The sequence below is a fragment of the Exiguobacterium sp. PvP048 genome, from assembly GCF_040549175.1.
GTDB classification, from domain to species: domain Bacteria; phylum Bacillota; class Bacilli; order Exiguobacteriales; family Exiguobacteriaceae; genus Exiguobacterium_A; species Exiguobacterium_A artemiae.
This window is the reverse complement of the sequence record NZ_JBEPSU010000001.1, coordinates 561,032-581,501: the sequence shown is the minus strand read 5'-3', so window position 1 is coordinate 581,501 and position 20,470 is coordinate 561,032. Positions and strand designations below refer to the sequence as shown.

Genomic DNA, 20,470 nt, shown 5'->3' with positions numbered 1-20,470 from the left:
GTCGGGCAAGATGATTTATTTCCGTTATTTTTACGGGATAAGTGTATTTTGTCTACAATCCGCTCGTGCCTGATTTTTTTCTGTAAAAATCGGTCAGATGTCTGACTTTTTTCGACCTGTCATTGGTATTATTCCTTATTCTTAGCTCGTACATCAAAAGGAGGAAACACACATGTTCAAACAGATTTTCGCTGTTCTTCAACGTGTTGGTAAAGCGTTGATGCTTCCTGTTGCGATTTTGCCTGCTGCCGGGATCTTACTTGGATTCGGTAACGCGATGCAAAATCCGAACTTGACGTCAAAACTCGAGTTCTTAAAAAATGATGCAATCATTAAGGTTGCAAAATTGATGGAAGCAGCCGGGGACATCATCTTCGGTAACTTAGCACTCTTATTCGCGGTCGGTGTCGCGATCGGATTAGCAGGGGACGGCGCAGCCGGACTTGCAGCCATCGTCGGATTCCTGATCATGAACAAAACAATGAGCGTTTGGCTCGGCGTTACACCAGAAATGGTCGCTAACGGACAAGGTTACGCTAACGTACTCGGTATCCCGACACTTCAAACAGGTGTGTTCGGTGGTATCATCATCGGTTTAATCGCAGCCTGGGCCTACGGGAAGTATCATAATCTCGAATTGCCGCAGTTCCTCGGATTCTTCGCAGGAAAACGTTTTGTTCCAATCGTTACAGCAGTTGTTTCATTATTCGCAGGTCTTGTACTTGTTTTCGTTTGGCCGTTCGCTCAAGACGGATTGAACACATTCTCCCACTTCATGATGGAGAAAAACCCGACACTTGCAGCTTTCGTCTTTGGTCTCATTGAACGTTCATTGATTCCATTTGGTCTTCACCATATCTTCTACGCACCATTCTGGTTCGAGTTCGGTTCGTACACGAACAAAGCCGGTACAGTCGTTCACGGTGACCAAGCGATCTTCTTCGCTCAGTTAAAAGATAACGTTGCATTGACAGCTGGTACATTCATGACTGGTAAATTCCCGTTCATGATGTTCGGTCTTCCTGCAGCAGCACTTGCTATGTACCATGAAGCACGCCCAGAGCGTCGCGCAGTCGTTGGTGGTCTTCTTGGATCAGCAGCACTTACAGCTTTCTTGACAGGTATCACAGAGCCAATCGAATTCGCATTCTTGTTCGTTGCTCCGATCCTGTTCGCAGTTCACGCAGTCTTCGCAGGTCTTTCGTTCATGACAATGCAACTGTTGAACGTTAAAATCGGTATGACATTCTCAGGTGGATTGATTGACTTCCTTCTCTTCGGTGTCCTTCCAGGACGCACGCAATGGTGGCTCGTCATCGTCGTCGGTCTTGTGCTTGCAGTTGTTTACTACGTCGGATTCCGTTTCGCAATCCGCAAGTTCAACTTGAAAACACCAGGTCGTGAAGACGAAGTACAAGAGACATCAATGGCACAAGGTTCTGAACTCGCAGCTGGTATCCTTGATGCACTCGGTTCTGAATCAAACATCAAACACCTTGACGCATGTATCACACGTCTTCGTGTTGAAGTTCTTGATAAATCAAAAGTTGATAAAAACGAATTGAAAAAATTAGGTGCGGCTGGAGTACTTGAAGTTGGTAACAACGTTCAAGCCATCTACGGACCAAAATCAGATAACATTAAATCTGAGATTCAAGCCGTCATCAACTCACGTAAACAAGAAAAGTCAGTCTAATATTTAAAAGAGCTTTCCCAATTTGGGAAGGCTCTTTTTTTGTGGAAAGAAACATCAGACAAATAGTTTTGCGCAAGAAACATTAAGGGTATGAAGTAAGTAGTTTGGTCAAAAAAAGGAGGGAAATCACTGATGTGGAAAAATGTGTTCGGTGTATTGCAACGGATCGGTAAAGCTTTGATGTTACCGGTCGCAATCCTACCGGCAGCGGGGTTGCTCCTGGCGTTTGGTACGGCGTTTCAAAATCCGAATCTGACGCAGTATCTTCCGTTTCTCGAAAATGACGCACTGGTCGTCATTTGGCGGGTCATGCAGGATGCAGGGGATATCATCTTTGCCAACTTAGGATTACTGTTTGCCGTCGGGGTTGCGATTGGTCTTGCGAACGGTGAAGGGGTCGCAGGATTGGCCGCAATCGTCGGATTTTTGATCATGAACAAAGTTATCAGTTCATTTTTACAGATTACGCCTGAAAAGATTACAGAAGCACAAAAATCGAGTGATTTATCGTATGCGACCGTTTTAGGAATTCCGACCCTGCAAATGGGGGTGTTCGGAGGGATTATCGCCGGGTTGATTGCGGCGTACAGCTATAATAAATTCTTTAAGATTAAACTTCCGGATTTCCTTGGATTCTTTGCCGGTAAAAGATTTGTACCGATTGCTACAGCGCTATTCAGTTTAGTCGCTGGTTTTGCCCTGTCCTATATTTGGCCACCAATCGGGACGGGAATCAACACGTTCTCGAAAACCATCATCGAATCAAACGAAACGTTATCTGCCTTCATCTTTGGATTAGTCGAACGTTCTCTCATTCCGTTTGGTCTCCACCATATTTGGTATTCAAGTTTTTGGTTCCAGTTCGGTGAATATACCGATAAAGCCGGTAATCTCGTTAACGGGGATCAGCGGATCTTCTTCGCCCAGTTAAAAGATGGTGTTCCATTTACAGCCGGAACGTATATGACCGGGAAATACCCGTTCATGATGTTTGGACTTCCTGCTGCGTGTCTTGCGATGTATCATACGGTTGCGAAGGATCGCCGGAAAGCGGTTGAAGGGTTATACTTCTCGGCTGCCCTGACTTCTTTCCTGACAGGGATTACTGAACCTGTCGAGTTTTCATTCGTATTCGTTGCCCCGTTATTGTTTGCAGTTCACGCTGTGTTTGCCGGATTGTCATTCATGATCATGGACATCTTAAACGTCAAGATCGGGATGACCTTCTCCGGAGGATTGATTGACTATACGTTGTTCGGTATTTTACCAAACCGAACCTCCTGGTGGCTCGTCATTCCGGTCGGTCTTGTCTTCGCGGTCATTTATTACTTCGGCTTCCGTTTCGTCATCCAGAAATTTGATCTGAAGATTCCTGGACGTGAAGCGATTCAGGAAGGGGCAGCGACAGCCGGTGCGACAGCTGGTGAATTGCCATATGAAATTCTCCAGGCATTTGGCGGACCTTCCAATATCAAACATTTGGATGCCTGTATCACACGGCTCCGGATTACCGTCAATGATAAATCCGGTGTCAATAAAGAGCGCTTGAAACAGTTGGGTGCTGCCGGTGTCCTCGAAGTCGGGGATAACGTTCAGGCTATCTTCGGTCCGAAATCGGATGGTATTAAAACTGAGATGGCAGAAATCATGAACGATCCGAATTACCAACCACCAGCCAAACCGGAAGCCGATCCGATTCCGCAGGTTCCGACAGGCGCGGAAGCACGGACGGAAAACCGGACAGATGACCGATCCGGATTAGCCGGAACAGATGGTGCCTATGTCCCGAGCGAAGGATACGTCTCGCCACTCAGCGGTGTGATTCGTTCTCTCGATGATGTACCGGATCAAGTCTTCTCCGGACGGATGATGGGTGACGGTTATGCCATCGAACCGACGGAAGGATATGTCGTGTCACCTGTTTCCGGTGAAATTACGACCTTCTTCCCGACCAAACATGCGATTGGTATTTTGGCCGATAACGGGGATGAAATTTTGATTCATATCGGTATTGATACAGTATCGCTCGAAGGAAAAGGATTTGAAGCGCTCGCGAAAGCCGGCGACCGGGTCGAACCAGGTTCACCGTTATTGAACGTCGATCTGGAACAAATCCGACCACTTGTCCCATCATTGCTCACACCAATCATCGTCACGAACAGCGGCGACCGGAAAGTCTCCGTTGATGTTGGTAAAACCGTTGAAGCGGGTGAAAAGATTTCGTATGACATTAAATAAGAAGTGGATGCTGAACACGACTCCGATTTTGGAGTCGTGTTTTTTTTTTGTATTCCGTGAACATTCAACAATGAGATTTTGCACATATGATGATACAATGAATAAGCTATTATGAAGATTAGCTATTTTTTGATAAGAAAGAGGTGAGTCGATGGCTACGACTTCGACAAAAACACGTTATGTCGTGTTAGGATTACTGATCGGGATTTTAGTGGCAGCAATGGATAATACGATTGTTGCGACAGCGATGCCGACGATTGTCAGCGAATTAAACGGCTTCGACCAATATGCGTGGGTCACATCGGCCTACATGATTGCGACTGTAGCGGGGATGCCGATCTTTGGTAAGTTAAGTGATATGTACGGGCGGAAGCGATTCTTCTTATTCGGCATGTTGCTGTTCATCACAGGGAGTATCCTGTGTGGAATGGCAGACTCGATTGTTGAACTTTCCGTGTATCGTGCGATTCAAGGTTTGGGTGGCGGAGCGTTAATGCCGATTGCCTTTACCATCATCTTTGATATTTTCCCGCCTGAAAAACGTGGGAAAGTCAGTGGTTTGTTCGGGGCCGTCTTCGGAATTTCAAGTATTTTTGGTCCGTTGCTGGGTGCCGTCTTAACAGATGCCATCAACTGGCGTTGGGTCTTTTACATCAATATTCCCCTCGGATTATTGGCGCTTGCCCTTGTTTCTTTGTTTTACAAGGAGTCACCGATTCACCGGACACAAAGAATCGATTATGCCGGTGCTGTAACGTTGGTAGCAGGACTTGTTTTGTTCTTGCTGGCCCTTGAAATGGGCGGAAAAGATTATGCGTGGAACTCACCGCAAATTCTCGGTTTATTTGGCGGGGCGCTTGTTGCCTTCATCGTCTTCGGGTTCATCGAACGCCGGGCAGCGGATCCGGTCATCACGTTCAGTTTATTTAGACGGCAACTGTTTGCCGCGACACAAGGCGTAGCCTTCTTTTACGGTTTTGTCTTCATCTCTGCCAGTGTCTTCATTCCGATTTTTGTCCAAGGTGTCTTCGGGGGCAGTGCGACCAACTCGGGTCTGATCTTGATGCCGATGCTGATTGCATCCGTTGTCTCTGCCCAGCTCGGCGGACGATTACCGAATAAATACGGATTCCGGAATGTCATGCTTGTCTCAGCGGTCTTCTTCTTGTTAGGAGTGTATCTCTTAAGTACGATGTCGCTTGAAACATCGCGCACCGCCATCACAATCTATATGATCATTTTAGGATTTGGTGTCGGCTTCAGCTTCTCGTTACTCAACCTGGCAAGTATCAACGGGATTGAGATGCAACGACGTGGTGCAGCCACATCAATGGGATCGACGTTCCGGACGATCGGCATGACGCTCGGTGTAACGGTCCTTGGAATTGTCCAATCGCGGACCTTCTCATCGACGATCAGTGAACAGTTGCCGGGTGGAAACGCACCGGACGGCGGACAATTCCCGACGGCTTCAGCCCTTGCGAAAATGCCGCCGGAAGTAGCAAATGCAATCAAATCGTCACTTGCCGAATCGATTTCGTCGGTCTATCTGTGGGCAATGATTCCAGCCGTACTCGGTGTCGTCTTTGTCTGCCTGATGGGCAATGAACGCCCGACGTTAAAAGAAGGACAAGGTGAACGACCGAAAGCAAAACAAGCATAACATGTAGGTAAATCTGTTTAGTCAAGCATCAACAAAAAAGGAAAGGGGGTGTCAAATCCGCTTTCCTTTTTTTGTTGTTTGAAATCATTCGATGCATGAGACTCCTACAGGAAAAAGCGCACGTGCAAACTGCGCTGTCAGAGAAAAACAAGACCCGCTTTTCTGCCCACACTGGGCAGGAAAACTGGCTTGTGTCTCGCCTGAGGAAAGCGAGTGCAGGGAGGGATGATTTCGAAGTAGGCTAATCCGAGTTCCCGCACAAAGTATAAGGAAAAGAGAGTACTTTGTTAACACGACAAAAAAACACGCCCCGAGATGGGACGTGTCCGAAACACCTTATTTTTTGATATCGAACGTTGTGCTGAGGAAGTTAACGACATCTTCCGCTGTGTCCATATCGAGTACTTGTTCGACGATTGCTTCACACTCTGCTTTGTTCAAGCGAGTCATCAAGCTACGTGCGCGAAGGACTGAAGAAGCTGACATTGAGAATTCGTCGAGTCCGAGTCCGAGAAGGATTGGAAGCGCGAGTTCTTCTCCTGCCATCTCACCACACATGCCGACCCATTTGCCTGCTTTGTGTGCTTCTGTAATGACGTTGTTTAAGAGGTTCAAGATTGCCGGGTTGAATGGTTGGTAGAGATACGAAACTTTTTCATTCATCCGGTCAGCAGCCATCGTGTATTGGATCAAGTCGTTTGTTCCAACTGAGAAGAAGTCGACTTCTTTTGCGAATTGTTTCGCCATGACAGCTGTTGAAGGAATCTCGACCATCATACCGACTTCAACGTCTTCTGAAACTGTCACACCTTCTGCTTGAAGGTTTGCTTTTTCTTCGAGAAGAAGTGCTTTTGCTGCACGGAATTCTTCGAGTGTCGCGATCATTGGGAACATGACAGCAAGTTTTCCATACGCGCTCGCCCGGAGAAGGGCACGGAGTTGCGTCCGGAAGAGATCCGTTTGATCGAGGCAAAGACGAATCGCGCGGTATCCGAGGAACGGGTTCATCTCATGCGGGAGATCGAGGTAAGACAATTCCTTGTCGCCACCGATGTCGAGCGTCCGGATGACGACTTTTTTATCGCCCATCGATTCGAGAACCGTTTTGTATGCTGTGAACTGCTCGTCTTCCGTCGGGAACGTTTCCGCATCCATGTAAAGGAACTCTGTCCGGTAGAGTCCGACTGCTTCCGCGCCGTTCTCAAGGACACCTTTAACATCGTTTGGTGTTCCGATGTTTGCTGCAAGCTCGACATGATGTCCGTCAGCAGTGACTGTTTTTTCGTTTTTGAGTTTTTTCCACTCTTCTTTTTGCGCGATGTACGCTGAACGTTTTTCTTCGTATTCTGCGATTTGTTCGCTTGAAGGATTGACGATGACGTCACCCTCTGTTCCGTCAAGGATCAAGAAATCACCGTGTTTGACTTCCGTCAAGACGACTTTTGTTCCGACGACAGCCGGGATTTCAAGAGAACGGGACATGATCGCCGAGTGCGAAGTCCGTCCACCGATGTTCGTAGCAAATCCTTTTGCATACTTCCGGTTGAGTTGTGCTGTATCTGAAGGTGTTAAATCTTCGGCAATGATGATGACTTCTTCATTGATTTGAGCCGGTGTAACGAATGTGATACCGAGCAAGTGGGCCATTGTCCGTTTTGTAACGTCACGGACATCGGCTGCACGCTCGCGCATGTATTCGTTATCCATCGATTCAAAAATCATGACCATCATCTGTGACACTTCATCAAGTGCTTGTGCTGCATTGGTTTTTTCATCGTCAATTTTTGCGTTGACTTGGCTGACGATTTCCGGGTCTTCCAGGATCAACAAGTGAGCGGAGAAGATTTCCGCTTTGTCTGCACCGAGTTCTTTTAATGTGTTTTCGCGGATGATTTCAAGTTCACCCTTCGACTTAACGATGGCGGCTTGGAAACGTTCCTTTTCTGCTGCCGAGTCCTCGATTTTATGCGTCGGAATGTCAAAGACAGGTGTTTCCATTACGAATGCCTTTGCAATCGCAATCCCTGCAGAAGCGCCAATTCCTTTGATGTGCTGTGCCATGTGCATTACCCTCTTTTCAGTAAGTTTTTTCGCCGCAGCGACGTCATTTCTTTGCTATCTATAGATACCCATAAACGCATCTCTCTTAACGGGTCGCTTGCGGATTCTCCCTTTGAATGAAAACGTAGACATTTCTGTCGTTGCCAAATGACCGTTAAATAGAAGTGCCTGTCCTTTTCACCTGTTTAATCCTATCATATTGTGAAACGGGCAACAATTGTTTGAAACGTTCCAAATCGACAAATTAAAGAACGTCTTTTTTGAGAGCGGTTTCATTCGTCTCGAAGGCTATCAGTTGGAAAATCAGATCAAACGCTTCATACTTATACCTATCACTAAAGGGGGATTTGAATATGCGATGGAATCAAGTAGATCCACAAGCTCATGTCGAAGTACTCGTTGTCGGTATTTCAGGAAACCAGCCGGTTGAGGAACGGATCCGGTCACTATATCCGGATCGTTTGGATGAATGGGTACGCCGCGGGGATATCTCAACGAAACAAGGAGAACTCCGTTTGCTGCCGACACTGACGGGAACGGTGGAACGAGTGTTGTTCGTCGGTCTTGGCAAGGCGGAAGGACTTACGACGGACGGTCTGCGCCGGTTATTCGGAAAAGCGGCTCAGTTCCTGAAGGCACGCCAGCTGTCCAAAGTAACGATTGACGCGACGACCTTCCCGGATCAACCGGTCGAACTGATTGCCGAGACGTTTGGCTTAGCTACATATGAAGTCAAACATTACAAAACCAACACCCGTGCGACATATGATCTGGATGTAACAATCTGGTCAGACGCCGGCGAACAGGCGGTCGAACGTGGAGCGGCACTCGCACAAGCGACGAATCTCGCGCGTCGCCTTGTCACGATGCCCGGAAACTTATTGACGGCACCGGCTTTGGCAGATGAAGCCCGCTTTATTGCCGAGCGTCACGGGCATGAGTTGAAGATTCTTGAAAAAGCCGACATGGAAGCACTCGGAATGGGCGCATTGCTTGCGGTCAATCAAGGATCAACAATTCCACCGAAGCTGATTGTCCTTGAATACAAAGGAGCAGGCGACGACGCTCCGATTGCAGTCGTCGGAAAAGGAGTGACGTTCGATACCGGCGGTTACTCGATTAAACCAAAAGACGGGATTGTCGGGATGAAAGGGGATATGGGGGGAGCGGCAGCCGTCCTCGGATTATTCGAAGCGCTCGGTCACCTAAAACCGAACGTCAATGTCCTCGGTGTCATTCCGGCGACGGATAACATGATTTCCGGTGACGCCTTCAAACCGGATGATGTCATCACGTCGATGGCAGGGAAAACAATTGAAATTCTGAATACGGATGCAGAAGGACGACTTGTCCTCGCAGACGCTGTCACCTATGCGAAAGAATATAAACCGAAGATGATCATTGATCTTGCTACGCTGACAGGCGGAGTGTTAGTGGCACTCGGGACAGAAATTACCGGCGCCTTGACGAATGATGCCGGTCTGTACGAACGATTCGAAGCCGTAACAAAAGAGACGAATGAGATGGTCTGGCAGATGCCGTACGTCGATCAGTTCATCAAGCAAGTCCGCCGCTCGGATGTCGCCGACTTAAACAATTCACCGGGACGAATGGGACATATGATTTTCGGTGGTGCGTTCGTTGGTGAATTTGTGGGCGACACACCATGGCTCCACCTTGATATCGCGGGGACGTCCGAACAGAAAGCCGCGACGGAGCTCGGTCCAAAAGGGGCGACCGGTGTCATGGTCCGCAGTCTCTATCATTTCGTCGAACGCGAAAAATGATGCGCCTAAACAGTGTCCTCGTGTTGGTAACGATCATCAGTATTGTTTGGTACCTGGATTCACGGGAACAGATTCCTTTAGCAGCAGCAACTTTCTTCGGCGTCTTTACGATATTATCGCTGCTCAAGAGTCTGCGGGAGAAGTCCAATGGACGTCACCGGAATTGATGCGGCAAAAGCCGGATGGATCGCCGTTTCAATTAAAGACGGTCAGTTTTCCTGGACGGTCGCTTCGTCACTCGACGAGATTAAATGCGGAACCCGGACCTATATCGACATGCCGGTCGGACTGGAAGAAAATAAACGGCGGGCGGTCGACCGGTTACTACGGGAAGAATTGAAAACCGGTCGGACGAGCAGTGTCTTTAACGCCCCGTTGCGCACAGCACTTGAACAACCGGACTATCACACAGCAAACGACTATTCGAAGCAGCACGCAGGTTTCGGTTTATCGAAACAAGCCTGGTACCTGTTGCCGAAAATCGAGCAGGTCCGGACCCATTACCAACCGGGTTGGGTCGAATCCCATCCGGAAGTCTGTTTTGCCCGTTTGACAGGTCATCCGGCACGTCACAGTAAACGGACGGTCGAGGGAGTGGCGGAACGGATTGCACTGTTGCAACGGTATGATTGTCCGGCTTACTGGGAACTCAACGTGCGTGGTGTCGCGACGGACGATTGGATCGATGCTTGTCTGCTTGCGATTGCGGCAACGTTACCGGCGGTTTATTTGCCGGCTGATTGCCCCGTTGATATAACCGGATTTCCCTTATATGCAGCTTTACCAAAAAAGATCACCTTCACCGAAACGGTGTAGGTGATCCTTTGATAAAGTCCCAAAGATAATGAAAGATTTGAGCGTTGTGTAGTGCTTTAATGATGACCGCAATCAAGGGGCCTAAAATTAATCCGAAGACACCGAATACCTGAATGCCGACAAACAAGGCGATCAAAGCGGTGATCGGTTGGATACCGATATTATCGCCGACGATTTTAGGTTCCATGATATTGCGTTGTAAGATGACGATTGCATAAAGGATAGCGAGACCGATGGCGAGACCCGTATCTCCCGTAATGATGGAATAGGCAATCCAAGGCAAGAAGACGGAGCCGGTTCCAAGGTAGGGCAGGATATCAAAAAATGCTGCGATAAAGGCGATGGCAAACGGATGCTCGACACCGATGATCAACAGTCCAATCAGGACGATGAAAAAGGTGATCGTAATCAATGTCAGCTGCGCTTTAATATAACCGAATAAAGCAGACCGGAGACTCGTGACGACCGATTCGGCACGGGCGAACCACGGCAACATCTCGTATTTTTTCAATCGCAGTTCATATCGGTGCCAGTCTTTGGAGATGAAGAACCAGGCGAGCAATACGATGACTAAAATCAACGCGATGGACGGCAGCGTGGCTAAAACCGTCTGCAACATCCCGGCGACGCTTTTCGAGCCTTCACCGATGGCACTGGCGAGTGAACTGCCGAGTGACTGGATACTGTTTTGGACGGTGTTTTGTTGTGACGGTTCAAGCGACCGGAGGGCTTCCGACGCATCGTTCCAAATCGGAGCCAGCTTTTCATTGTAGAGTTTCTGGAAATAAAGACTCAGCTCCTGGATTTGGGCCGGCAACTGATTGGCGACAAACACAAGTCCACGAATCAACTGCATGATGATCAGGACGAGTGAGCCGATCAACAAACCGCTCATTAAAATGATCGACAGCAGAGCGCCCCAACCGCGGTTGATCCGAAGCCGCTTTTGGAAAAAGTCGACGAGCGGCCGACTGAATAAAGCCAGTAAAAAAGCAAAGACGAACGGGTACATGAAAGAAGACAAGCGAATTATCAGCCAACCGGTGAAAAAGATGGCAAGGATGACGCCAATGAAACGGGCTATTTGCCATAAACGTTCAGTCGACATAAGCAACACCTCTTACTATGTATGTAATGTCATCATCATATCATGTTTGCCAGACGAACGTATCATTCAAAAGGAGGAATTCAGATGAAACGAAAAGAAATGGGAGTACTCGTCTCACTCGCCGTTGCAAGCGGTCTCGCTGTCCGTGAATGGCGTAAGAATAAACAGTTTGCCAAACGATTTAAGGAACAATCGGAAGACCGAATCGTGAAAGGAATGGCGGAGGTGCAGGACGATGCAGGAGATGATTCTTCTTCAGCAAAAGGTTGATGAAACGATTCGGGCGCTTGGCGGATACTTTCGTCCATTGTCTGGACTAGCCCGTTTGATTGAGGAAGTCGGTGAAGTGGGGGAAGCGCTCGAAACTGGAGATGAGTTGTCATTTCAGGCGGAACTGGTGGATGTCCTGATGATCTCGACCTGTCTTGCGAATCAATACGTTACGGATTTGGCACAGCAGCATCAACAGCTCGGAACGATGGAAGACGAGGGGCAAGGTTCGTTTTACCGCCTCGTTCATGAAGCGGGGCAGGTCGCCCGTGTGATGAACGGATATGAAGGGGACAAACCCCCAAAACAGACGGAAGATATCATTCCGATCGGGATGTCGCTTGCCCGTCTTCAACGGGAGTTGTTCCGACTGGTCCGTCCTCACGGCATCAATCTTCTGCAGGAAATCGATCGTACAAACGAAAAGAATTTAAATCGTGACCGCAAACGGTTTGCGTTAACACGTGATCCGGTGACGGAAGCGACGATTGATCATTTCCGGAGTGCGACCGGTAATACGGAACGTCTCTGGGGGGCACCGGCTTATGAAAGTGATCTCGCGCTTGAGGCGCACATTCAAGCGGCTTTACCGTCGCTCCGCCGGTTCCTGCGTTGCGCCCGGATCGAAGGGATTGCCGGATTCGTCATCGAAGCTCCGATGGAACGGACGGACAGTTTGCGGAGCGTCAAAAATCAAGCGGATGAAATCGGCCGGATCGTTAAAGAGCAGACACCGTTGTCGTTTAAAGAAGCACCGTACCGGATTGATGTCTACGCACCGCAACTGGGTCCCGTGTCACCGTATCATGCGGAAGATGATCACCGGATGTTCCTCGTTTTACATGTCGATGAGTAAATCAAAAAATGTCCATTCCAGTCGGAACGGACATTTTTTGTATGGTTTATCTTGAAGGATTCGATAATTCGACTTGCTTTTGATTCAAGTGTTGCATGAAACGGTTGATCCGGTGAATCGCCTGCTGGAGCTGTTCGATCGAACTGGCATAACTGGCCCGGACATACCCTTCACCGCTTGCGCCGAAGACAGAACCGGGGACAACCGCAACGCGTTCCGCGAGCAACAGTTGTTCTGCGAACTCTTCGCTCGTCAAACCCGTCCCACCGATATACGGGAAGGCATAAAATGCTCCGCCCGGCGAATGCGTCGGCAATCCGGCATCGTTGAGCGCCTTGACAAAGTAGTTCCGGCGTTGGCGGTAACTGCGGACCATATCCGGAACGGTCTTGTGACGCGAACGTAACGCTTCGATTCCGGCAAACTGAACGAGCGTCGGGGCACACATCATCCCGTACTGATGGACTTTAAGCATCGCCTGGCTGATCGCGGGAGGGGCACAGGTGAAACCGAGCCGCCAGCCGGTCATTGCAAAGGCTTTAGAGAATCCGTTGATGACAATCGTCCGCTCCCGCATGTCAGGGAGAGTCGCAAAACAGGTCGGCTCATCTTCATACGAAAGTTCGGCGTAGATTTCATCGCTGATGACATAAAGATCATGTTTCTTCGCGAGTAACGCAAGATCGGCCAATTGATCGCGTGTCATGACGGAACCGGTCGGATTCGAGGGGAAACAAAAGATGATGGCTTTTGTCCGCTCTGTCATGACGGCTTCAATCGTTTCCGGCTGAATCGTAAACCCGTCCTCTGCGCGACAGGCTGCCGCGACCGGAATGCCGCCTGCTAGTTCAATCAACGGAGCATAGGAGACGAAGGCAGGTTCGACGACGATGACTTCATCACCCGGATTGATCAAGGTCCGGAAGGCTAAATCCAGTCCTTCCGACGCACCGGTCGTGACGATGATTTCATCTGCGACCCGGTAATCAATCGAAAATTTTTCTTGCATGTACAACTTGATTTCTTGGCGTAATTCGACTAATCCGGCATTGGCACTGTATGCTGTATAACCTTGTTCGAGCGCCGCGAAGCTGGCTTCCCGAACGTTCCAAGGCGTAACGAAATCGGGTTCACCGACACCAAGCGAGATGACATCTTCCATCGAACCGGCCAAATCGAAAAAACGCCGGATGCCGGAGGGTGCCAACCGTTCGACACGTTCAGATAAATGTTTCATGGAGACACCTTCAATCGTTTGTCCTCATCATCCTGGCTGAATAAAACACCATCATGTTTATACGTTTTCAGACGGAAGTGTGTTGTCGTCGAAATCACGGAATCGAGTGTCGATAGTTTTTCCGAGACGAACTGTGAGACTTCCTGCAGTGATTTTCCATCGAGGACGACTTGTAAATCGTAGGCTCCTGACATCAGGTAGAGTGATGTCACTTCCGGGAAACGATGAATCCGTTCTGCGACTTCATCAAAACCGCGCCCCCGTTTCGGCGTCACTTTAACATCGATAAAGGCGGTCACGCCATGATGGGCGTGGATTTTTTGCCAGTCGATGACGGCTGTATAACCGAGCAGGACACCGTCTTGTTTAAATGTTTCGAGTGAGGATAACACCTCATCCTCTGTCAAATTAAGCATTTGAGCGGCCAGGACAGGATCGACCGGTCCGTTCTGTGTCAATAATTCAAGTAGTTCCAGTTGTTTGTCTGTATACACAATCATCACTCGCTTTCTGTCAGGCAACCATTGAACGTCCGGCGTGTCTCGCGCAGGCGCGAGCGGCGTTCCTCTTGCACGATGTGGAAATTTTTCATATCAGTTGTCGGAAGATGATGCTTCTCGACGAGACGGTCGAAATAGACGCGGCGCGATGCATCCTGCTTCGCCGATTGGTGGTTACCCGAAGGATTAAACGCATACAGGACGGTCGCCCGGGCCGGGTGCAGAACGAGATGATCCTGCCCGACACGTAAAATCCAGTCCCAGTCCCAATAGTTGAAGACGTCTTCGTCAAATAAACCAAGCTCTTCGTGAAGCGACTTCCGGTAAAGTGAACCGGACGGGATATAAGTCGAATCCTCTTTCATCGCTTCCCGGTCATACGGATAAGCGAACGGTTCCGTTGTTTTGACGACACGATGATCCTGTTGCCATTCGTAGGTGAACAGTTCCGCATCGACGTACGTTAAGTCCGCTCCGGCTTCGAGATCGCCGACGGCTTCTTCGATATGTGAAGGTAACAATAAATCATCATCGTCGTGGAGAAGAATATACCTTCCGTTTGCTAACGAGACACCGTGGTTTCTTGCCCGGACATGGTGATTTTCCGGCAAATCAATTGCCGTGATCGTCAGCTTGTCCTGAAAATCGGCAACGACGGAAGTCAGCGGCTCTCCATTATTGTTCAAGATGATGACTTCAAAATCCTGATAGATTTGTTTAGTCAGTGCGGTCAGTGCTTCGCGCAACTCACGCAACCGGTTATATGTGGGGATGATGACTGAGACCATCGGCATTTAAGTCGTCTCCTTAGAACAAAGACACCCTTGAAATTCAGGTGTCCTTGTGAGATATTTACATTTTTTCTTCGATTGTCGGAAGTAAGACATTCCATTCAGCGTCAGCTTCTTTTGTGACGGTGACGAAATCACCGTATGCAAATAGATTATCGATGCCGTCAATCGTGATGAGTGATGCGAGCAAAGCGTCTTCCGGTGTATCCCCTTTTTTGACGCTGGTGCTCTTGGCACCGAAGCGGTCTCCGTCGAGGGTGATTTTTACTGAGTTCGGGTTAGGCGTGTAATCAACTTGCATAATCAGTCTCCTTTCAAAGTTCACACGAATCTTCACATAAAAGTAAGTTCGTTGCGAGTAAAATCAATTCCTGCTGATCCGGTCTTTCATCAAAAGATTCTTCAAAAACGATCCCGATTGCTTCCGCAAGCGGGCTTATTTGATCATGAACCGTCAGTAAGCTTAGTATAGCAGACATTTCCGTCGGATAATTTCCTTCTCCTAGGTGAAATGGATCATATTTTTTTAAAAGTTCTTCTGAACTCATAATCAATAAAACTCCTTATCTCAATATATCTCAAAAGGCGGTAATCCGCCTTTTCAAATTTGTTTGACCTGATTTTCAATGCAAGGGGTTATTTTTTAGTCATTCAGTGATAACCTATATCTTGTAGATAAATAGGTTTAAAAATGCCTGAAACGTCTATATATAGAGTGAGGATTAAAATGTTCTTTCTATATGTAGGGCGTCTTTTTTTAGTTTAGCGCATTTTTTACGGTAACGGAACCTATTTTAAAGTTAGAGAATGGGAGTGGTTCATAGTGGCATCTCCACTGAATACAGCACGCATCTATCAAGGTGCAATGACAATAGAAGATGTATATACGGTGATCCGTCAGATTACGGCAGCGTACTCAGAGCTCGACGTCGAACGTTATACAGAACGGGCGATTCGGGCACTCGAAGGGAAGACGTTACAGGCGGATCAAGTCTATGAACTCTTAACAATGCATGCACTTGACATGTTAAAGGCAGAGGAACCGAATTGGACATTCGTTGCGACAGCAACGTACTTGAACCGGTTGTATTTGGAAGCAAGTGAAAATCGCGGCTACGCAGCGGACGAACGGTACGGTTCACTTTATCACTTGATTGAAAAATTAACGGAGATTGGTATTTTTACGCCACACCTCTTAGAAACATATACGAAAGAAGAAGTCGAAGAACTTGCGGCATCGATTGATCCGTCACGTGATCATCTGTTCACGTATATCGGACTCCGGACATTATCCGACCGTTACTTAGCGCGCGACCACGTCAAAAAATTATACGAATTGCCGCAGGAACGTTTCATGATCATCGCCATGACACTCATGCAGACAGAACCGAAAGAGCGCCGGATCGAGCTCGTCAAAGAGTCTTACTGGGCACTGTCGAACCTCTACATGACGGTTGCGACACCGACTTTATCAAACGCCGGTAAATCATACGGCCAACTGTCTTCATGCTTCATCGACACGGTCGATGATTCGCTTCGGGGCATCTATGATTCCAACACCGATGTCGCGACGCTCTCAAAAGGCGGCGGCGGAATCGGCGTCTACATGGGGAAAATCCGGTCACGCGGATCGGATATCAAAGGCTTTAAAGGCGTATCGAGCGGTGTCATTCCGTGGATGAAACAATTAAACAATACAGCAGTCAGTGTCGATCAGCTTGGTATGCGCCAAGGTTCGATTGCTGTTTACCTCGATATCTGGCATAAAGACATCCTTGAGTTCCTTGATGCGAAATTAAATAACGGGGACGAGCGGTTACGGACACACGATTTGTTCATAGGCGTCAGCTTACCGGACCATTTCATGCGGACGGTCGAAGCACGCGGCGACTGGTACTTGTTTGACCCGCACGAAATTCGGACCGTCATGGGCTTCAGCCTTGAAGATTCGTTTGACGAAACGGAACAAGGTGGCAGTTTCACGGAAAAATATACAGCCTGTGTCAACGAACCGCGTCTGAGCCGGACGAAAGTACCGGCGATCGATCTCGTCAAACGTTATATGCGTTCGCAGCTTGAAACGGGTACACCGTACATGTTCTTCCGCGATGCGGTGAACCGTGCCAACCCAAATAAACATGCGGGAATGATTTACTCGTCCAACCTCTGTTCGGAAATCATGCAAAACATGAGTCCGACGACGGTGACGGAAGAGTACACGGAAGACGGCAAAATCATCATCACGAAAACACCGGGCGATTTTGTTGTCTGTAACTTGTCTTCGATCGCACTCGCACGTGCAGTCCGTGAAAATGTGCTCGAACGGTTGATTCCGATTCAGATGCGGATGCTCGATAACGTCATCGATCTCAATACGATCGACGTACCGCAAGCACAGATCACGAACCAAAAATACCGTGCCGTCGGTCTCGGGACATTCGGCTGGCACCATCTGCTCGCTCTCGAAGGCATCCGCTGGGAGTCGGTCGAGGCCGTCCAGTACGCCGACCGTCTTTATGAAAAAATCGCCTATTTGACGATTGACGCGTCGATGCAACTGGCGAAAGAAAAAGGGGCTTACCGTCTCTTTGAAGGATCGGAGTGGCAGACCGGGGAATACATTGCCCGCCGTCACTACAAAACAACGCCTGAACTGAACTGGGATCGTCTGCAGGCAGATATCACAGCACATGGTATGCGGAATGCCTATCTGATGGCGGTCGCACCGAACTCGTCGACGGCGATCATCGCCGGCAGTACAGCGTCGATTGATCCGATTTACAAGAAAGTTTACGCGGAAGAAAAGAAAAACTACAAGATTCCGGTCACAGTGCCCGATTTAACACCGGAAACGAACTGGTTCTATAAATCAGCGTTTGAGATTGATCAACTCTGGAGCATTCGTCAAAATGCCTCACGTCAACGTCATATTGACCAAGCGATCAGTTTTAATCTCTACGTTAAAAACAGCGTCAAAGCAAAAGAGTTACTCGAGATGCACATGGAAGCATGGCAACTCGGGATGAAGACGATTTACTACACACGTTCGACGACTGTCGAAATCGATGAATGTGAGTCGTGTTCATCATAAGAGAAGGAGGACGATATCATGAAGGCAGCAATCGTATATGCGTCAATGAGCGGAAATACAGAGGAGGTTGCGGAACTGATTGCAAAAGCATGTTCCGAAATGCAGGTCGAACCGACGATGATCTTTGCCGATGATGTGACGACGTATCAGCTGGTCCCTTATGATATCGTCTATTTTGGTTCTTACACATGGGGAGACGGACAACTGCCGGATGAGATGCGGGATTGTCTGAAGGTCGTCTTAAAAGAAAGCCCGCACGCGATTCCGCAGGCGGCTGTCTTCGGGACGGGCGATAAGATGTTCGTCAAATATTGCCGTGCCGTCGATGAGATGGCGTACCATCTCGCGAAGTTCGGGGTTCCGCTCGCAGGTGAATTACTCAAAATCGAACAATCGCCGCGTAACCGACCGCATGCGGTCAAAGAGTGGACACGTCGAACACTACTGCAATTACAGCAAGAGGGAGCCGAACAACATGGAACAACTACAAAAAATCAAACTGCTTGATGCCCGACACCCGAATCGCGCGACCGCGATCATCGGCGGGGAAACAAGCTCAATCGTCAATTGGAACGACATTGCGTATCCGCAGTTCTATTCCATCTATAAACAGCTGTTATCGAACTTCTGGATTCCGGATGAGATTTCAATGTCAAAAGACATGCAACAATGGAATCAATTAAGCGAGCGGGAACAGGATGCCTTCAAACGCATCATCGGCTTATTGTCGATTCTCGACTCCGTCCAGACCCGTTATATTTTGGAGTCGGCGATGTTCACATCGGACGCGTCAATTCATGCGATTCTCGCGATTGTCGCCCAACAGGAAGTCGTTCATAACCAATCTTACAGCTATGTGCTGTCGAGTCTTGTCCCACTGTCGGAGCAGAACAGGATTTTCGACATCGCGAAAGACGACGATATGGTCATGAAACGAAATGCCTTCATTTTGGATCTGTATGAAGATTTCCAAAACGACCGGACACCGGAAAACTTTGCGAAGTCACTGGTGGCCTCGATCGTTCTTGAAGGAATCAACTTCTATTCCGGATTTGCTTTCTTCTATAACTTGGCGCGCCATCAGAAAATGGTCGGAACGTCGACGATGATCAGTTATATCCAGCGTGACGAACTGCAACACTCATACTTCATCAGTCAGCTGTTGCGTGCCGTCTTGACAGAACATCCGGATATCGACGCCGACGGTTCATTCACGAAATTTGTCTACGCGACATTCGAGCGTGCCGTTGATCTTGAAATCGAGTGGAGCGAATACGTGTTACGTGACTTGGACGGACTTGATGTCAGCGAAATGCGTGACTATGTCAAATACCTCGCCAACAAGCGTCTCCGTGTCATCGGACTTGACGATTTGTATGAAGGACATGATGAAGACGTCATGCCATGGATCCGCGCCTATTCCGACGACTCGATGAATGCGACGAAATCCGATTTCTTCGAGCAAAAATCGCGCTCGTATGCAAAAGTAACGGATGCAAACGGATTTGATGATTTGTAAGTCTGTAAACGGACAGAAATTTTGATTGCTTCACCATGCAATTTCCTTTACGCTAGGACAGGTGAGGTCATGCTCGACTCCTGCGGAAAACAAGCCGATCTGACCCTGGAAGATGCACTGCATCTGAAGCGGCAGGATGACTTGTCAGCGGAAAGCGAGCAGACCGAATCGGTCCTTTTTGCGTTGAAAAGTAAGAAGAAACAAAAAAAGGGCCGGACTCAAAAAGTCCGGCAGAATCAGGGGGAATACTTGAAGTCTTGCTACTAATTTGTTCCCTCGTAAAATAAAAAATAAACAATTTGAAAAATATTTTTTACCATCCGTAAAAAGTATGTTATTATAAGTTGATGAATTTAGTTAGGGAGTGTATAAACTATGGCAAACTTTGAAAAAGACCAAATCGTTACTGGTAAAGTAACTGGTATTCAAAATTTTGGTGCTTTCGTAGCACTTGACGAGCAAACACAAGGTCTCGTCCACATCTCAGAAATCTCACACGATTACGTAAAAGATATCAACGATTACGTAAAAGTTGGCGATGAAGTAACTGTTAAAGTTCTCGACATCGACGAAGCTAACAAAAAAATGAAGCTTTCGATCAAAGCAACACAAGAAGCTCCAAAACGCGAAGCACGCGCTAAAGGCCCACGCAAAAACGCTGGCCGTCGCGATGCGGGTCCTGCTTTCAAACAAGAAGAAGCTCCTGGCTTCAACGTGTTAAAAGGCAAATTGGAAGAATGGATTGAAAAATCAAACTTCCAAAAATAAGATTTTGAAAGGGAATCGACATCGGTCGGTTCTCTTTTTTTGCGTTATAAGCATTAAAATAGATGGAAA

At 48.1% G+C, this 20,470-nt stretch carries 19 protein-coding genes; 12 read left to right on the top strand and 7 right to left on the bottom strand.

Annotated elements, in window-relative coordinates; translation table 11 throughout:
* Positions 1 to 172 precede the first annotated feature (172 nt).
* The 3 genes from ptsG (ABIC15_RS02875) to ABIC15_RS02865 all read left to right on the top strand — a co-directional run bounded on the left by ptsG (ABIC15_RS02875) (position 173) and on the right by ABIC15_RS02865 (position 5,597).
* Positions 173 to 1,696 (top strand): glucose-specific PTS transporter subunit IIBC, encoded by a 1,524-nt coding sequence (gene ptsG, locus ABIC15_RS02875; protein ID WP_214766145.1) that lies wholly within the window; start codon positions 173 to 175, stop codon positions 1,694 to 1,696.
* Between the two features lie 132 nt (positions 1,697 to 1,828).
* Positions 1,829 to 3,934, top strand: coding sequence for a glucose-specific PTS transporter subunit IIBC (gene ptsG / locus ABIC15_RS02870; RefSeq protein WP_214766143.1), 2,106 nt, complete (start codon positions 1,829 to 1,831; stop codon positions 3,932 to 3,934).
* 151 nt (positions 3,935 to 4,085) lie between these two features.
* Positions 4,086 to 5,597: an MDR family MFS transporter gene (locus tag ABIC15_RS02865; RefSeq protein ID WP_354019679.1), complete on the top strand. Its 1,512-nt coding sequence runs from the start codon at positions 4,086 to 4,088 to the stop codon at positions 5,595 to 5,597.
* Between the two features lie 336 nt (positions 5,598 to 5,933).
* On the opposite strand, the gene ptsP is transcribed toward ABIC15_RS02865, so the two are convergent.
* Positions 5,934 to 7,658 (bottom strand): phosphoenolpyruvate--protein phosphotransferase, encoded by a 1,725-nt coding sequence (ptsP, locus tag ABIC15_RS02860; RefSeq protein WP_012371174.1) that lies wholly within the window; start codon positions 7,656 to 7,658, stop codon positions 5,934 to 5,936.
* A gap of 353 nt (positions 7,659 to 8,011) precedes the next feature.
* Here ptsP and ABIC15_RS02855 point away from each other — a divergent pair, with 353 nt between their 5' ends.
* Genes ABIC15_RS02855 through ABIC15_RS02845 form a run of 3 tightly spaced genes read left to right on the top strand, consistent with a single transcriptional unit; the run spans position 8,012 to position 10,261 of the window.
* On the top strand, positions 8,012 to 9,445 hold the full coding sequence (locus ABIC15_RS02855) for a leucyl aminopeptidase (RefSeq protein WP_214849468.1): 1,434 nt from the start codon (positions 8,012 to 8,014) through the stop codon (positions 9,443 to 9,445).
* Complete coding sequence (locus ABIC15_RS02850; protein ID WP_354019678.1) at positions 9,445 to 9,612, top strand: hypothetical protein; 168 nt, start codon at positions 9,445 to 9,447, stop codon at positions 9,610 to 9,612. Before ABIC15_RS02855 ends, ABIC15_RS02850 begins: the two co-directional genes overlap by 1 nt.
* Positions 9,593 to 10,261, top strand: a complete 669-nt coding sequence (locus ABIC15_RS02845) for a DUF429 domain-containing protein (RefSeq protein ID WP_354019677.1) — start codon at positions 9,593 to 9,595, stop codon at positions 10,259 to 10,261. The genes ABIC15_RS02850 and ABIC15_RS02845 overlap by 20 nt, the downstream gene beginning before the upstream one ends.
* On the opposite strand, the gene ytvI is transcribed toward ABIC15_RS02845, so the two are convergent.
* Positions 10,245 to 11,369 (bottom strand): sporulation integral membrane protein YtvI, encoded by a 1,125-nt coding sequence (gene ytvI / locus ABIC15_RS02840; RefSeq protein WP_012371171.1) that lies wholly within the window; start codon positions 11,367 to 11,369, stop codon positions 10,245 to 10,247. The genes ABIC15_RS02845 and ytvI overlap by 17 nt on opposite strands.
* Before the next feature lie 84 nt (positions 11,370 to 11,453).
* Between ytvI and ABIC15_RS02835 the strand changes: the two genes are divergently transcribed.
* Both ABIC15_RS02835 and ABIC15_RS02830 read left to right on the top strand, forming a co-directional pair.
* Positions 11,454 to 11,639 carry a hypothetical protein gene (locus ABIC15_RS02835; protein WP_012371170.1) on the top strand — a complete coding sequence of 62 codons (186 nt, stop codon included), beginning with the start codon at positions 11,454 to 11,456 and terminating at the stop codon, positions 11,637 to 11,639.
* Positions 11,605 to 12,495 carry a MazG nucleotide pyrophosphohydrolase domain-containing protein gene (locus tag ABIC15_RS02830; protein ID WP_354019676.1) on the top strand — a complete coding sequence of 297 codons (891 nt, stop codon included), beginning with the start codon at positions 11,605 to 11,607 and terminating at the stop codon, positions 12,493 to 12,495. Before ABIC15_RS02835 ends, ABIC15_RS02830 begins: the two co-directional genes overlap by 35 nt.
* Before the next feature lie 46 nt (positions 12,496 to 12,541).
* Here ABIC15_RS02830 and ABIC15_RS02825 read toward each other — a convergent pair whose 3' ends face one another.
* Genes ABIC15_RS02825 through ABIC15_RS02805 form a run of 5 tightly spaced genes read right to left on the bottom strand, consistent with a single transcriptional unit; the run spans position 12,542 to position 15,571 of the window.
* A complete protein-coding gene (locus ABIC15_RS02825) occupies positions 12,542 to 13,732 on the bottom strand; it encodes an aminotransferase (RefSeq protein ID WP_012371168.1) in 1,191 nt (396 codons plus the stop codon).
* Positions 13,729 to 14,232 carry an Lrp/AsnC family transcriptional regulator gene (locus ABIC15_RS02820; protein ID WP_012371167.1) on the bottom strand — a complete coding sequence of 168 codons (504 nt, stop codon included), beginning with the start codon at positions 14,230 to 14,232 and terminating at the stop codon, positions 13,729 to 13,731. Before ABIC15_RS02820 ends, ABIC15_RS02825 begins: the two co-directional genes overlap by 4 nt.
* Positions 14,232 to 15,026 carry a glycosyltransferase family 2 protein gene (locus ABIC15_RS02815; RefSeq protein ID WP_012371166.1) on the bottom strand — a complete coding sequence of 265 codons (795 nt, stop codon included), beginning with the start codon at positions 15,024 to 15,026 and terminating at the stop codon, positions 14,232 to 14,234. Before ABIC15_RS02815 ends, ABIC15_RS02820 begins: the two co-directional genes overlap by 1 nt.
* A gap of 58 nt (positions 15,027 to 15,084) precedes the next feature.
* On the bottom strand, positions 15,085 to 15,324 hold the full coding sequence (locus tag ABIC15_RS02810; RefSeq protein ID WP_012371165.1) for a NifU N-terminal domain-containing protein: 240 nt from the start codon (positions 15,322 to 15,324) through the stop codon (positions 15,085 to 15,087).
* A gap of 13 nt (positions 15,325 to 15,337) precedes the next feature.
* Complete coding sequence (locus ABIC15_RS02805) at positions 15,338 to 15,571, bottom strand: DUF1871 family protein (protein ID WP_214766124.1); 234 nt, start codon at positions 15,569 to 15,571, stop codon at positions 15,338 to 15,340.
* A 317-nt stretch (positions 15,572 to 15,888) separates the two neighbouring features.
* Here ABIC15_RS02805 and ABIC15_RS02800 point away from each other — a divergent pair, with 317 nt between their 5' ends.
* The 4 genes from ABIC15_RS02800 (at position 15,889) to yugI (ending at position 20,401) form a co-directional block, all read left to right on the top strand.
* Positions 15,889 to 18,114 carry a ribonucleoside-diphosphate reductase subunit alpha gene (locus ABIC15_RS02800; protein WP_483298751.1) on the top strand — a complete coding sequence of 742 codons (2,226 nt, stop codon included), beginning with the start codon at positions 15,889 to 15,891 and terminating at the stop codon, positions 18,112 to 18,114.
* A gap of 18 nt (positions 18,115 to 18,132) precedes the next feature.
* Complete coding sequence (locus ABIC15_RS02795; protein WP_012371162.1) at positions 18,133 to 18,621, top strand: flavodoxin domain-containing protein; 489 nt, start codon at positions 18,133 to 18,135, stop codon at positions 18,619 to 18,621.
* A complete protein-coding gene (locus ABIC15_RS02790) occupies positions 18,590 to 19,633 on the top strand; it encodes a ribonucleotide-diphosphate reductase subunit beta (protein ID WP_012371161.1) in 1,044 nt (347 codons plus the stop codon). Before ABIC15_RS02795 ends, ABIC15_RS02790 begins: the two co-directional genes overlap by 32 nt.
* 375 nt (positions 19,634 to 20,008) lie before the next feature.
* A complete protein-coding gene (gene yugI, locus ABIC15_RS02785) occupies positions 20,009 to 20,401 on the top strand; it encodes a S1 domain-containing post-transcriptional regulator GSP13 (RefSeq protein WP_214766120.1) in 393 nt (130 codons plus the stop codon).
* Positions 20,402 to 20,470 lie beyond the last annotated feature (69 nt).

Excerpts from the sequence above, each read along its gene's own strand:
- ptsG (WP_214766145.1), top strand. The coding sequence starts at position 173 with ATGTTCAAACAGATTTTCGCTGTTCTTCAACGTGTTGGTAAAGCGTTG.
- ptsG (WP_214766143.1), top strand. The coding sequence starts at position 1,829 with ATGTGGAAAAATGTGTTCGGTGTATTGCAACGGATCGGTAAAGCTTTG.
- ABIC15_RS02865 (WP_354019679.1), top strand. The coding sequence starts at position 4,086 with ATGGCTACGACTTCGACAAAAACACGTTATGTCGTGTTAGGATTACTG.
- ptsP (WP_012371174.1), bottom strand. The coding sequence starts at position 7,658 with ATGGCACAGCACATCAAAGGAATTGGCGCTTCTGCAGGGATTGCGATT.
- ABIC15_RS02855 (WP_214849468.1), top strand. The coding sequence starts at position 8,012 with ATGCGATGGAATCAAGTAGATCCACAAGCTCATGTCGAAGTACTCGTT.
- ABIC15_RS02850 (WP_354019678.1), top strand. The coding sequence starts at position 9,445 with ATGCGCCTAAACAGTGTCCTCGTGTTGGTAACGATCATCAGTATTGTT.
- ABIC15_RS02845 (WP_354019677.1), top strand. The coding sequence starts at position 9,593 with ATGGACGTCACCGGAATTGATGCGGCAAAAGCCGGATGGATCGCCGTT.
- ytvI (WP_012371171.1), bottom strand. The coding sequence starts at position 11,369 with ATGTCGACTGAACGTTTATGGCAAATAGCCCGTTTCATTGGCGTCATC.
- ABIC15_RS02835 (WP_012371170.1), top strand. The coding sequence starts at position 11,454 with ATGAAACGAAAAGAAATGGGAGTACTCGTCTCACTCGCCGTTGCAAGC.
- ABIC15_RS02830 (WP_354019676.1), top strand. The coding sequence starts at position 11,605 with ATGCAGGAGATGATTCTTCTTCAGCAAAAGGTTGATGAAACGATTCGG.
- ABIC15_RS02825 (WP_012371168.1), bottom strand. The coding sequence starts at position 13,732 with ATGAAACATTTATCTGAACGTGTCGAACGGTTGGCACCCTCCGGCATC.
- ABIC15_RS02820 (WP_012371167.1), bottom strand. The coding sequence starts at position 14,232 with ATGATTGTGTATACAGACAAACAACTGGAACTACTTGAATTATTGACA.
- ABIC15_RS02815 (WP_012371166.1), bottom strand. The coding sequence starts at position 15,026 with ATGCCGATGGTCTCAGTCATCATCCCCACATATAACCGGTTGCGTGAG.
- ABIC15_RS02810 (WP_012371165.1), bottom strand. The coding sequence starts at position 15,324 with ATGCAAGTTGATTACACGCCTAACCCGAACTCAGTAAAAATCACCCTC.
- ABIC15_RS02805 (WP_214766124.1), bottom strand. The coding sequence starts at position 15,571 with ATGAGTTCAGAAGAACTTTTAAAAAAATATGATCCATTTCACCTAGGA.
- ABIC15_RS02800 (WP_483298751.1), top strand. The coding sequence starts at position 15,889 with ATGACAATAGAAGATGTATATACGGTGATCCGTCAGATTACGGCAGCG.
- ABIC15_RS02795 (WP_012371162.1), top strand. The coding sequence starts at position 18,133 with ATGAAGGCAGCAATCGTATATGCGTCAATGAGCGGAAATACAGAGGAG.
- ABIC15_RS02790 (WP_012371161.1), top strand. The coding sequence starts at position 18,590 with ATGGAACAACTACAAAAAATCAAACTGCTTGATGCCCGACACCCGAAT.
- yugI (WP_214766120.1), top strand. The coding sequence starts at position 20,009 with ATGGCAAACTTTGAAAAAGACCAAATCGTTACTGGTAAAGTAACTGGT.